Source organism: Crossiella sp. CA-258035 (genome assembly GCF_030064675.1).
In the GTDB taxonomy this organism is placed as follows: Bacteria; Actinomycetota; Actinomycetes; order Mycobacteriales; family Pseudonocardiaceae; genus Crossiella.
Genome location: NZ_CP116413.1, coordinates 4,078,741 through 4,091,239 on the forward strand (window position 1 = coordinate 4,078,741; position 12,499 = coordinate 4,091,239).

9 protein-coding genes are annotated in these 12,499 nt (G+C 71.1%); 3 read left to right on the forward strand and 6 right to left on the reverse strand.

Going from position 1 to position 12,499, the window contains the following annotated elements; genetic code table 11:
* The first annotated feature begins 11 nt into the window (after nt 1–11).
* Nucleotides 12–992, forward strand: a complete 981-nt coding sequence (locus N8J89_RS18590) for a UbiA family prenyltransferase (RefSeq protein ID WP_283665629.1) — start codon at nt 12–14, stop codon at nt 990–992.
* A 166-nt stretch (nt 993–1,158) separates the two neighbouring features.
* Here N8J89_RS18590 and N8J89_RS18595 read toward each other — a convergent pair whose 3' ends face one another.
* From N8J89_RS18595 to N8J89_RS18605, 3 genes are read right to left on the reverse strand one after another with little or no spacing between them, the layout of a single operon-like run.
* The gene (locus tag N8J89_RS18595; protein WP_283665630.1) at nt 1,159–2,163 is read right to left on the reverse strand and encodes a polyprenyl synthetase family protein; all 1,005 of its coding nucleotides are present in this window, start codon (nt 2,161–2,163) and stop codon (nt 1,159–1,161) included.
* A gap of 10 nt (nt 2,164–2,173) precedes the next feature.
* Nucleotides 2,174–3,493, reverse strand: coding sequence for a cytochrome P450 (locus N8J89_RS18600; RefSeq protein ID WP_283665631.1), 1,320 nt, complete (start codon nt 3,491–3,493; stop codon nt 2,174–2,176).
* Nucleotides 3,490–5,193, reverse strand: coding sequence for a prenyltransferase/squalene oxidase repeat-containing protein (locus tag N8J89_RS18605; protein WP_283665632.1), 1,704 nt, complete (start codon nt 5,191–5,193; stop codon nt 3,490–3,492). The genes N8J89_RS18600 and N8J89_RS18605 overlap by 4 nt, the downstream gene beginning before the upstream one ends.
* Nucleotides 5,194–5,769: 576 nt before the next feature.
* Between N8J89_RS18605 and N8J89_RS18610 the strand changes: the two genes are divergently transcribed.
* The gene (locus N8J89_RS18610) at nt 5,770–7,512 is read left to right on the forward strand and encodes an AfsR/SARP family transcriptional regulator (RefSeq protein WP_283665633.1); all 1,743 of its coding nucleotides are present in this window, start codon (nt 5,770–5,772) and stop codon (nt 7,510–7,512) included.
* 45 nt (nt 7,513–7,557) lie between these two features.
* Here the strand turns inward: N8J89_RS18610 and N8J89_RS18615 are convergent, their stop codons facing one another.
* Nucleotides 7,558–8,898: a glycosyltransferase gene (locus N8J89_RS18615; RefSeq protein ID WP_283665634.1), complete on the reverse strand. Its 1,341-nt coding sequence runs from the start codon at nt 8,896–8,898 to the stop codon at nt 7,558–7,560.
* A 227-nt stretch (nt 8,899–9,125) separates the two neighbouring features.
* Between N8J89_RS18615 and N8J89_RS18620 the strand changes: the two genes are divergently transcribed.
* On the forward strand, nt 9,126–10,814 hold the full coding sequence (locus N8J89_RS18620) for a tannase/feruloyl esterase family alpha/beta hydrolase (RefSeq protein WP_283665635.1): 1,689 nt from the start codon (nt 9,126–9,128) through the stop codon (nt 10,812–10,814).
* Here N8J89_RS18620 and N8J89_RS18625 read toward each other — a convergent pair.
* A complete protein-coding gene (locus tag N8J89_RS18625) occupies nt 10,726–11,076 on the reverse strand; it encodes a hypothetical protein (protein WP_283665636.1) in 351 nt (116 codons plus the stop codon). The two genes, N8J89_RS18620 and N8J89_RS18625, sit on opposite strands and share 89 nt — an antisense overlap.
* 693 nt (nt 11,077–11,769) lie before the next feature.
* Nucleotides 11,770–12,375, reverse strand: a complete 606-nt coding sequence (locus N8J89_RS18630) for a LysM peptidoglycan-binding domain-containing protein (protein WP_283665637.1) — start codon at nt 12,373–12,375, stop codon at nt 11,770–11,772.
* Nucleotides 12,376–12,499: the final 124 nt, after the last annotated feature.

Consider the following 12,499-nt stretch of genomic DNA (forward strand, 5'->3'; position numbering starts at 1 on the left):
AGGGAGGCATTGTGAACGCCCGACGAACCCTGCTCGCCCACCTGGAGATCTGCCGCCCGGACTCGATGTTCTACGCGGGCCTGGTCGGCCTGGCCGGCGCGGTGCTGGCCGCCCGGCTCAACCAGACCGACCCGGAGACCTGGCGGCTGTTCGCCGCCTGGGCCGCCCCCACCTTCGGCTGGATCGCCTCCCTCTACGGCGGCGACTACTTCGACCGGGAGCTGGACGCCACCGCGAAACCCCATCGCCCCATCCCGTCCGGCCGGATGAGTGCCCGGACCGCGTTCACCGGCATGGTGCTCACGATCGGGCTCGGACTGGTGTTCGCGGTGGCGCTGACCCCGCTGAACCTGGCGCTGGGGGTGGTCGCCGTGGTCACCGGGGTTTCCTACAGCCGGACGTTCAAGGCCCGCGGCCTGGCGGGCAACCTCATGCGCGGCGTCCCGACAGCGCTGGCCTTCCTGGTGGGGACCACGGCGAGCGGTCCGGTGCCGCCGTGGGAACTGCTGCCGCTGGCACTGGCGTTCTGGGTGCACGACTCCGCGTCCAATCTGGTGGGGGCGCTGTGTGATCGGGACAGCGACCGGGAGGGTGGCTACCGGACGTATCCGGTGCGGTACGGGGACGGCTCGACGCTGCGCATGCTGACTGTCCTCAATGGAGTGTGGATCGCGTTGGCCGTCGGCTGGCCACTGGCCCTGGACACCTCGGCGCTGGAGCTGTCCCTGCTGTGGCCCTTCCTGCTGCTCGCCCTGCCGCTGTGCTGGACCTGCTTCCTGATGCTGGCGCGTGCCGCCCGCCCCATCCCCCGGCTGGCCGCCCTGCGCGCCCACGAGGTGCTGGTGGGGGAGCGCCTGGTGCTGGCCTGCGGGTTCATCGCGCTGGGCGGCGGCCTGGTGCTGGCCCTGGCGGTGCTGGTCCCGGCCGCCGTCCTGACCGCCGCGGCCAGGTCGGTGATGCGCAGACGGGACCACCCCAGCCTGGCCCGCTAGCAACCCCCACCCCGTGTTGGCCGTTCTCGTACGGCGTGTTGGCCGTTGTCGTACAGGGTGTTGGCCGTTGTGGACGGTCGGACGGATCGGCTGTCCCACAGCGGCCAACACCGTGTACCGGATCGGCCAAGACTGCGTACGAGAACGGCCAACACGGGGCATGGGGTTAGCGGTCTCGGTCGATGGCCAGTTCGGCGAAGAAGGCGAGGCGGTCCCGGCTCGGCGAGGGTGGCAGCTTCACCAGCGCCGAGCCGGAGTTCTCCGCGTAGGTCCAGGCCATCTTGGCCGCGGACTCCAGCGCGCCGGTCCGGTCGAGCACCTCCAGGATCTGCTCGTGGCGGTGCCCCAGGTTCTCCTCGCCGGTGAGTGCCTGGCGCAGCAACCGGCGCTCCGGGTGGCCGCCGGCGCGGTAGGCCAGCAGGACCGGCAGGGTGAGCCTGCCGTTGCGGCTGTCACTGGTGTTCTCCTTGCCCATGGTGTCCGCCTCGCCGGTGTAGCCCAGGATGTCGTCCTGGATCTGGAAGGCGGTGCCCAGCGCCAGCGCGTACCGGGACAGCGCCTCCACCTGCTCCGGGGTGCCACCGGCCAGGATCGCGCCGCTCTCGCAGGCGCCCTGGAAGAACGCCGCGGTCTTCAGGCTGATCATGGTCAGGTAGCCGTCCAGGTCGAAGCGCAGACCGCGGCACAGCTCCTCCTCCATGCTCTGGCCCCGGCACAGGTCCAGGCCGCAGCGGGCCACCGCCTCCAGTGCGGCGGCCACCCTGCTGTCCGGCACACCGGTCCACCGGCACTCGGCCAGCCCGGCGAACAGGTCGAAGATCAGCGCGTCCCCGGCCACGATCGCGTTGCCCACGCCGAAACGGCTGTGCACCGAACGCCGGCCGCGGCGCAGCTCGTCGCCGTCGATGATGTCGTCGTGGATCAGGCTGGCCACGTGGCCGCACTCCGCGCCCACCGCGGCCGGCAGCACCATCTCCGCCGAGCCGCCCACCGCGCAGGCGGACTCCAGCAGCAGGATGGGCCGGAACAGCTTGCCGCTGGGCACCAGCGCGTAGTGGCACATGGTGCTCAGCAGGCTGGAGGTGCGGGACCAGCGGGTGCGCAGCTTGCTCTCGGCGAGGTCGGTGAGCGCGGACAGGGCGAGTTCGGGGCGGGGGTCAGCGGACTGCATGTTGTTCTCCTCAGCTGGTTCGGAAAGCCTTGCGGCGCTGGAGAACCACCTCCGCCCCACGGGCGGGCGTGAGCACCGGGCCCATGGCTCGTTGGCGCTCCGGTTCCGGGGCCGCGGCCCGGAGCCGGGTGTGTGCCAGCACGGTGCTGATCACCGTGCGCATGGTGGTCATGGCGAAGGCCGCGCCGAGACACCGGTGCGGGCCGCCGCCGAAGGGCAGGAACAGTTCCGGTCCCGGCGCCTCGCCGAGGAAGCGCTCCGGCCGGAACTCCTCCGGTTCGGGATAGCGCCGGGGGCAGGAGTGCAGCAGCCCGAGGGAGAGCGCGAGCATGATCCCGGCGGGCAGCCGGTAGCCGTCGATGGTGGCTGGTGCGGCCAGGATGCGGGCGATGTCGCCCACCACCGGCCGCACCCGCAGCGTCTCGTTGATCACCGCGTCCAGGTACTCGTGCTGCCCGTCGGCCAGCTCGCCCTCCAGGCGGGCCAGCGCTTCCGGGTGCCGCACCAGCCGCTCGAAGGCCCAGGACAGCGTGGTCGCGGTGGTCTCGTGGCCGACCGCGAGCACGGTGACCAGGTTGTCCCGCAGGTCCTCGTCGGTGGCCGGCTGCCCGTCGGCGTGCCGCATCCGCAGCAGCAGCGAGAGCACGTCGGAGCGCTCACCGTCCACTTCGGAGCGTCGGCGGGCGATCTCGCTGTAGAGGATCTCGTCCACCGCGGCCTTCACCCTGGCGAACCGGCCGCCTGGGCTGTAGCGACCCCAGTCCTTGCGCAGCAACGGGAACAGCACCACCGCCGGGTTCATGTGCAGCAGCTTGGGCACCAGCGCGCGCAGCCCGGCCAGCCGCTTGAGGTCGGTGATGCCGAAGACCACCCGCATCATGATCTCCAGCGTCACGTGCTGCATCCTGGGCAGCAGCGACACCGGAGTGCCGGCCGGCCAGCGGCGCACCGCATCGGCGGTGACCTCGGCGATGGTGTCCTGGTACCGCTGCACGCTCGGCCCGCGGAAGGGCGGCAGCAGCACCTGGCGGCTGCGCACGTGCTCCGGCCCGTCCAGCAGCAGCACCGACCGCGGCCCGACCACGAAGTCCATCACCCGGTTCGCGTCCCCGGCCAGCAGCGTCGAGGACTCCGCGGTGACCGCGCGCCGGATCACCGCCGGATCGGCCGCGCACACCACGGTGCCCACCGGGAACACCTTGATGGTGAACAGGTTCCCGTACTTGCGCCGGCAGTCCTTGGCGAACTCCAGCGGCTGGATCGCGGAGAGCACGGTCTGGGCCAGCACCGGCATCCGCGGCCCCGGTGGCAGCGAGATCGCCGGGTTCACGGGCGCTGGGACTGGCCGGCCAGGCGCAGCCAGCACGCCAGCGCCCGCAGCGTGTAGGTGTGCGCGATCAGGTCGTCGCTGTAGCAGAGGTCCTCGAAGTACAGGCCCACCGGCGCCTCCGGCCAGCTGCCCGCCTCGTTCTGCCGGGCCGCCAGCCAGTCCACCGCGCGCACCAGCCGCGGGTCCCACGGCGAGGTGCCGGCCCGCAGCAGCGAGTACACCGCCCAGGCGGTCTCCTCCACGGTCTCACCCGGCGCGCTGGTCTGCACGCTGACCGGCCACGCGCCCGAGGGAGCCTGGTTGTCCCACAACCACTTCCGGGCCCGCACCGCCACCGGGTGGTTCGGCGTGCCCAGCTCGGCGTAGGTCTCCAGCACCTTGGCGGTGCCGTGCGTGCCGTCCCGGAACCACAGCGAGGGCAGCGATCCGTCCGGCAGCTGGTCGCCGTGGTACCAGCGCAGCGCGCGGTCGATGGCCGCCCTGGCCCCGCGCGGCTCACCGTGCTGGTGCAGGGCCATCACCACGTGCGCGGTGACCCCGGTGCACGGCCGGTCGTTGAGGATGAAGGAGTTGCGCACCCACTCCGACCAGGAACCGTTGCGGTTCTGCCGCACCCGCAGCCAGCGCAGCCCGTCGGCCACCTTGGGGTGGTCCCTGGACAGGCCGAGCAGCCCGAGTGTGGACAGCGCCACCGCGGTGTCCTCGGACTCCGGCCAGCCCGAGGGCACGTTCCAGGACCAGGCTCCGGCCGGGATGTTCAACGGCTTGAACGGTTCGGTCCACTGGGTGGAGAGCAGCCAGTCGCGGGTGCGCCGCAGCCGGGAGTCGGTGGCCACGTCGATGTGCTCGGCCAGCGCGTGCACCGCGTAGCAGGTCACCGCGATCTCCAGGTCGCGGTCGATCGCCCAGGACCCGTCCGGCCGCTGGGTGTCCAGCAGGTACTCCAGCGAGGCCTGCTGGATGTCCGGGCCGAGCTCGGCGGTGTGCAGCCCGAGGTACATCAGCGCGGAGATCATCGGGCACTCCTCCACGCCCCCGTTGGGCCCCATCACCGAACGCAGCCAGGCCAGCGCCCTCGGCCGGGCCAGCCAGCGCAGGAAACGCCGGGGCGCGCTGGCCGGGATCACCTTGGCCTGCATCAGTCCCAGGGCGAGCACCGCGGGCATGCCGATGGAGACCTTGTTGCGCAGCTTGGGCGGCAGCAACATGATCTCGATCGGCAGCGTGGGCTGGTCCTTGATGTCGCGCAGCCCCACCAGCGACCAGGCCACCGGCGCCGCCGCGGGCCAGGTTTTCGGCCCTGGGCCACGCATTCCGGGGATCACGTCGAAGGAACCGTTGGCCTCGATGAACTTGTGGCCCCTGGCGATCCGCTCGGCGGAGCCCTCGCGGTCCAGCCGGTGGCAGGCGGCGATGGCGAAGGCGGTCATGCCGGGGCTGCTCGGCGCGAACTTGTCGGCCATGCTCCAGCCGCCGTCCTCGCGCTGGTGCGCGCGCAGCCAGTCCATGCCCAGCTCGATGCGGTCCCGGTAGCGCTGCTCATCCGCGGTGGCCAGGGCCAGCAGGCCCAGTGCGGTGGAAACCGTCGACGAGGAAAGCCGATCGGTCCACGCGCCGTCCGGCCGTTGCCGCGCAAACAGGTGATCCACCGCCTTGCGCACCACCTCAGCGGTCCGCCCGGTCAGCTCAGGGGAATTCACAACTGGTTCGTTCACAAAAACCATGCGCAGCCACCCCTATTTGCCAGTGTATCGGGTAAGGGCCCCGCTCAAAACCGTAGCGAGATCTCCTGGCCGTGCGGCTGGACTCGAACTGGAGTCGAGCCCTGCCGTTGACGGGCTCGCGACAGCCCTGCTGAGCTGCGCGGATGTCGGACGTCCTGCATTGGGCTGCATCCGGCTGCACCGGCACAAAGGCCACCAGTGCGGAATCCTGTACCGAGTAAGATCAAGATAACGCGGTTATTTCGTAACTATCACCGCATTGAGATCCGATCATTCTGTGGTCAATGTGGCCGAGTTCTGGCAGTATCGGCGACCTAGGTAAGCACATAGGGTGTTCGGAGGCATAACGCCAGGTCTGGGGGCTGGGGCGTGACTTTAGAGCATGGTTCGTTAACTGGTGTTGCCGGTGAGTTGCCGCGGCAACGCCGAGCCGCGTCGGGACTCGGGCAACGGGAACCGGTCCGGCCGGGAGGGGGTGGTCCGCCGCGCGGACGAAAAGGACTGCGCCTGAACATCCTCGGGCCGCTGACCGTCTACCACTCGCACCGCCCGGTGGACATCGGCCCGCTGAAGCAACGATGTCTGTTGGGCCTGCTGGCCCTGCAACCTGACCGGGTGGTCACCCGGGACGAGATCATCGACGTGCTCTGGGGCGTCAACCCGCCGCGCACCTGCGCGGGCCTGGTGCACTCCTATGTCTCCCGGCTGCGCCGCGGCCTGCAGCCCGGTCGCGAGAGCCGGGTCAAGGGACAGATCATCACCGCCGTGCGCGACGGCTACCGGATGCCGGTGGAGGCCGGACAGCTCGACCTGCTGGAGTTCGACGAGCTGGTGCACCACGCCGAACGCGCCGCCGAGGACTCCGGCGCCGCGCTGGAGCTGTTCGACTCCGCGCTGCACCGCTGGCGCGGCCCGGTGCTCAGCGACCTGGTCGGCAGGTTGCGCCAGCACCCGGCGGCGATCGCGCTGTCCCAGCGCAGGCTCAACGCGGTGCTCACCTACGCCGACCTGTCCATCGCGCTGGGCCGCCCGGAACCCGCGCTGGAGCGGCTGCGCCCGCTGGCGCACGAGGAGTCGCTGCACGAGGGCCTGCACGCCAGGCTGATGCTGGCGCTGGCCGGCTGCGGACAGCAGGCCGAGGCGCTGCGGCTGTTCACCGAGCTGCGCCGCCGCTTGGCCGAGGACCTCGGTGTGACCCCCGGCGCGGAGATCCAGGAGGCACACCTGCGGGTGCTGCGCGGCGAACTGCCGATGGCCGCGGTGGTCGTGCCGCGCAGCGCGCCACGGGAGACCAGCGCCCAGGTCCCCACCCAGCTGCCCGGCGACACCCCCGGCCTGGCCGGACGGGACCGTTATCTGGCCCAGCTGGACGCGATCCTCACCGGGGCCGAGGAAGCGGGCACGGTGATGACCACCGCCGTGGTGGGCGCGGCGGGGGTGGGCAAGACGACCCTGGCCGTGCACTGGGCGCACCGGGTCAGCAGCAGGTTCCCCGACGGTCAGCTCTTCGTGAACCTGCACGGCGCGGTGCAGCCGAACCGGGTGCTGGCCAGGTTCCTGCGCGCGCTCGGCGTGCCAGCCGACGAGGTCCCGGTGGAACTGGACGAGGCCGCCGCGATGTACCGGACCGTGCTGGCCAACCGGAAAGTGCTGGTATTGCTGGACAACGCGGTGCACGCCGCGCAGATCCGGCCGCTCCTGCCGGGCAGCCCGGGTTGTTTCGTGGTGATCACCAGCAGGCACCGGCTGGGCAGCCTGGCCGCCAGCGACGGCGCGCACCTGCTCGACCTGGACGTGCTCAGCCCGGTGGACTCGCTGCGCGCGCTGGCCCGGATGCTCGGCCCGGAGCGGGTGCACGCCGAACCCGCGGCCGCCGCCGAGCTGACCAGGCTGTGCGCGCACCTGCCACTGGCGCTCAGCGCGGCCGCGGCCAACCTGGTCAACCACCCGCACCACCGGATCGCCGACTACGTGGTGGCCCTGCACAACGGAAACCGCTTGGCCGCACTGGAGGTCGACAGCGACGACCAGCTCTCCGTGCGCGCCGCCATCGACCTGTCCTACGCCAGTCTGGACCTGGCCACGCAGCGCCTGTTCCGCCGCCTCAGCGTCATCCGCGGCGGCTTCTCCGGCGAGACCGTGGCCGCCCTGATCGACGGCACCTCGCACGACGCCGACCACATGCTCGACCGCCTGGCCGCCCAGCACCTCATCCGCGCCTCCGCGGGCTTCTACACCCTGGACGACCTGATCCGCCTGTACGCCACCGAACGGGCTCAGGCCGAAGATCCCTGATGCCGCAAGCGATCCCGGACCGTGGCCAGCCGGCCGCGGTCCGGGCTAGCGCACCAGCTCCAGGACCAGGTCCGCGGCCGTGCCCACCCCGCCGGTCCGGCGCTGCAACTGCGCGAACAGCTCCGCGCGCTCCCGGAAGGACCGCTCTTCCAGTAGCCGCAACAGTTTCCGGTGCACATCGTCCGGGTCGAGGGTCTCCGGCCGGTCCACCGTGAGACCGGCGCCGCTGTCCACCGCGCGGACCGCGTGGTCGTAGCAGTCCAGCCACAGCGGCCGGGTCAGCAGCGGTGTGCCGAAGTACAGGCCCTCGTGGAAGCTGTTGCTGCCGGCGTGGTTGAAGAACACCCGGACGCTGGGGTGGGCCAGCACGTCGTACTGCGAGGGCAGCCAGTCCTCGATCCGCAGGTTGCCGGGCAGGTTCGCGGGCAGGAAACGCTGCTGGTCCGCGGGCAGCTTCCAGAGCACCTGGTGCCTGCCGTCGAGCCTGCGCGCCACCTCGACCATCGCGCCGACCTCCGCCTCGGTCAGCCGGGTGATGGTGCCGAAGGCGACGTAGACCACCGAGTCGTGCTCGTCCAGCCAGCGCATCACCGGATCCGTCCCGTCGGTCTCCGGCAGCGGCGGCACCAGGGTGCCCAGCGGCTTGAGCTTGTCCGGCACCGGGAACGGATAGTCCAGCTCCAGCAAGGAGAAGCACAGGATCAGCGCGGCGGCGTCCACCGCGGTCTGCGGCTGGTAGCAGGACCGGTCCACGCCGAACTCGCGCATCACCTTGTCGTACTTCACCGCTTGGCCCAGCAGCGAGGGCCGCAGGAACAGGGTCCGCATCCGCCACCGGAACCACCAGTGCGCCAGCTTCTGCGCCCTGGTCATCACCCGCGGCAGCCCGGACTGCGGCACCGGGAAACCCTTGGGCAGGCTGCCCTGGCAGATGTCGCTGGGCAGGAACGGCGCGGTGAGCACGAACGGGATCTTGCGGGTCATCGCCACCAGCAGGGCGTGGTGGCACAGGCTGTTGATCACCATCAGCGCGGGCCGGATCTGGGTCACCGCTTCATCGAGGCGGCGGTAGCGGTCGCGGAAGTACTCCGGGTCCATCGACTGCGCGATCCGGGCCCGGTAGGCGGCGAACCGGGACCGGCCGGTGACCGCGCGGTAGGTCCGGTCATCCCACATGGTCGCGGCGAAGGCGGGGTTGACCGCACCGAGTGAGACGAACTGGACAGACGAACGCGCGGCCAGCTTCTCGACCTCGACCCTGCGGTTCTCATCCGAGGCGAACCACAGGTCGGGCACGCCCCGCCTGGCCAGCTCGCCCGCCACCGCGAGGCTGGAGTTGATCAGCCCCGTCGACTGGGTGCAGCAGAACAGGATCGGTCTGGTCATCGCGTCCCCTTACTAATCAATCAGTCAGGTTGTCCGGTTCAGGACAGTAAAAGGCGACGAGAGCTAGGGAAAACCTGGCAGCGGATGCCAGTTGTCGATCGTTTGCGGTCGCCCAGGTCCGCCCGGATGGCGCCTGACCACACCTCGGCGACGGCGATTCGGTGCCGCGGCCACATGGTGCGGCGCAGATCCGGCTGCCTACCGTGAGGGCCCCGAGGGAGGTGGCGATGAGAACACTCACCATTGGCCTGCTCACGCTCCTGCTGACCACCGCCGCGCCCCCGCCGACCGGCCGGTCGGCCACCACGCCCTGCACGGGCCTGACCGGCCTGCGGATTCCCGCCGCCGCCATTGGCCTGCCCAGCTCAGGTGGCGTGGTCACGGCAGCCGAGCAGGCGGTCGGACACTGCCGGGTGACGGCCGCGATCCGCCCGGTGGACCCCGCCGCGCCGGAGATCCGCTTCCAGGTCGGCCTGCCGAACCGCTGGAACCGCAAGGCGATGATGTTCGGCGGTGGCGGCTACAACGGCACCATCCCCGACATCGCGGGCACCGTGCCCTTCGGCCCCGCCGACCGGCCCGGCCCGCTGGCGCAGGGCTACGCCACCTTCGCCAGCGACTCCGGCCACCAGGCGGCCCCGGACTTCCAGCCCACCCGGTCCCTGGACGGCTCCTTCGGCCGCAACGACGAGGCCGTGCGCAACTTCGCGGGCGAGGCGCTGAAGAAGACCCGCGACGCGGCCCTGCACATCATCACCCGCCACTACCGCGGAGCCAGGCCAGCGCACAGCTACTTCGCCGGCGGCTCCACCGGCGGCCGGGAAGCCCTGGCCGTCGCCCAGCGCTGGCCCGCCGACTTCGACGGCGTCATCTCCGTCTATCCGGCCTGGAACGCCGCCAGCCTCGACCTGTTCTTCGGCCACCAGGCCCACATCCTGTCCCAGCCCGGCGCGTTCCCCGGCCCGGCCAAGCAGGCGCTGCTGCACCGCGCCGTGCTCACCACCTGCGACCCCGCGGACGGCCTCACCGACGGCGTCATCGCCAACGAAGCGGCCTGCCACTTCGACCCGCACACCCTGCGCTGCCCCGACGGCGCGGACCTCGGCGACTTCTGCCTGTCCGACAAGCAGATCCACGCCGTGCGCGCCCTGTCCGCACCACTGCGCTGGCCGTATACCCTGGCCAGCGGCGAAACCGGCTACCCCGGCTTCCCGTTCCTCTCCGGCGCGAGCATGACCACCGCCGTGCTCGGCATGGGCACCCAGGCCCCCGCCAACCCGATGCCCAAGACCAGCGGCTACGGCGTGCAGTTCTGGGACCAGTGGGTACGCCACTTCGTCACCTGGGACCCCGCCCACAACCCCCTCGCCATCGACCCCAGCCACCCCGGCCGCTGGCAGCAGCGGATCAGCGAGCTGTCGGCGTTGCAGGACATCAACAACCCCGACCTGAGCCGCTTCGCCCGCGCCGGCGGCAAGCTGATCCTGTTGCACGGCACGGCGGACGAGCTGGTCAGCCATCGGTCCACAGTGGACTACTTCGACCGGGTGCGGCAGCGGATGGGCGAGCCCGCGGTACGCCGGTTCGCCCGCTTCTACCTGGTGCCAGGAGCCAACCACGCCAACGTGACACCGGCGTTCATGGCCGGCTGGGACTCCCTGGGCGCACTGGAGCGGTGGGTCGAACACGGCAGAGCACCCCGGGACCCGGTGGTCACCGACAAGAACCCCAGCGCACTCGGCCGCACCCGCCCGCTCTGCGAGTCCCCGTCCTGGCCACGCTACCGGGGCACCGGCGATCCCTTGGCGGCAAGCAGTTTCGCCTGCGTCAGGACTGCGGCTGCCACGGAGCCCGCAGCACCTGGTCGAGCAGACCGTTCGCATACTCGACCAGCCAGCACACCTCCCGCGCGGTGAAGCTCCCCTGGTGCCACACCATGAGTTCGGTCGGTCCGATCCGGTGCTCGATCGCCCACGCCGCGGGATGGGTGAGCATCCGCTGCCGGAGGTCCGGGCTGAGCACCGGGTTCTCGAACGACGGCACCGGACAGGACACCTCGAAGCCCCGGTCGAAGGGCTCGCCGCCCGGCCACAACCGCCGCGCGCTGTAGCCGCCCCGCAGCCAGCCCCGCCGCCGGACCAGCAACGGCGGGCACGGCGCGGGCAGCGGCAGCGTCACGACCACCTGCGGTGCCGGGTACTAATTCGTGCCCTCATCGGCGGCCACGGCCAGGAACGGACGTCCGCGATGGTTGCCGTGCACCAGCTCACCGCTCGGCCTGCCGGGCAGCGGCGCGTTATCCCGCCGAAGCGGTAGTGCAGCAGAGAGGTGTCCGCCCCGACGCTGTACCGCTACCCGAACCGCCCCAGCCCGGCCTGACGACGCCCGTTGAGCCAGCACGCCACCAAGATCAGCGTCACCAGCGCGACGAACGCGAGCACCAGTAGCCATTCCGCACCTGTACAACCCCCGGCGGCCGTCCAGGTTGCCAACGTCCACGGGCAGGGCAGGCGGTTGAGCCGGACGACCGAACCCGGGTGGCGCCAATGAACAGCGCCATCCGGGCTTCCGCACGCCCGCCCTGCGAGTCCACCCCTGCACACCCGCCCCTGCGAGCCCGTCCTTCGCGCGTAACCTTCTCCACAACCATGAGTGATGGACCACTCACTCCTGATTGGCGCAAGCGAGCCCTTCGGGCCTGAGTGGTCGACCACTCACACCTGCTACGCCGCAGGTCGACCCGAGTGACCGAAAGAGTGGTCGATCACTCACACTGGGCTGCCGCCTTGGGTGCTGAGTGGTCGGCCACTCACACTTCTCCAAAAGTCGAGCCCGGGTGGCGCCGATGAGCAGCGCCACCCGGGCCCTCGCCTACTTAGTGGCGATCTTGTGGCCGGGGAAGATCAGCCCCGGCGCGGTGAGGAACTCGCGGTTCTTCTCCACCAGCGCCTGCCAGCCTCCCTCGATGCCGAGCTGCTCGGCGATGCTGGCCAGGGTGTCACCGGCCTGGATGGTGTAGTCGCCATCCGGGTTGCTGGTCGACCCCGTGGTGGGTTCGGCCGGTCTCGGTGCCGTCGGCGTGACCGGGGCGCGGGCCACGGTCGACCTCGGGGCTGGTGTCCGTGGCCGGGGGGCGGGCGCGGCGCCGGTTGCCCGGCGGCCGCACCGTCCCCAGGCGCCGATTCCCTGGCTGCGCAAGACGTTCTCCGCGACCCGGATCTGTTCCTCGCGGGAGGCTTGATCCGCTCTGCCGGTGCCGCCGTTGGACCTCCAGGTGCTCGGGGTGAACTGCAGGCCGCCGTAGTAGCCATTGCCGGTGTTGATGGACCAGTTCCGACCGCTCTCGCACTGTGCGATACGGTCCCAGTCCACACTGGGAGCCGCCTGTGCCGTGCCCGACCCCAGAACGGTCAGCGCGGCGATCGCGGCGGCGGCCAGGCCAGCCGCCTGGCAGTGCTTGTTCCACTGAGCAGACATCTTTGTCTCGGCCCGCCGCACCGTCAGCGCCGCATCAGCGGCGTCGCGTTCCTGTCCAGCGGGTTGGCTTTCACTCGGCTTCGCTGGCCCGGAGACCTACCGGACAGGAACGTGGCGCTTCGGT

Bases quoted from the DNA above. Each gene is read 5' to 3' on its own strand.
- N8J89_RS18595 (WP_283665630.1), bottom strand. From the start codon at position 2,163: ATGCAGTCCGCTGACCCCCGCCCCGAACTCGCCCTGTCCGCGCTCACC.
- N8J89_RS18615 (WP_283665634.1), bottom strand. From the start codon at position 8,898: ATGACCAGACCGATCCTGTTCTGCTGCACCCAGTCGACGGGGCTGATC.
- N8J89_RS18620 (WP_283665635.1), top strand. From the start codon at position 9,126: ATGAGAACACTCACCATTGGCCTGCTCACGCTCCTGCTGACCACCGCC.
- N8J89_RS18630 (WP_283665637.1), bottom strand. From the start codon at position 12,375: ATGTCTGCTCAGTGGAACAAGCACTGCCAGGCGGCTGGCCTGGCCGCC.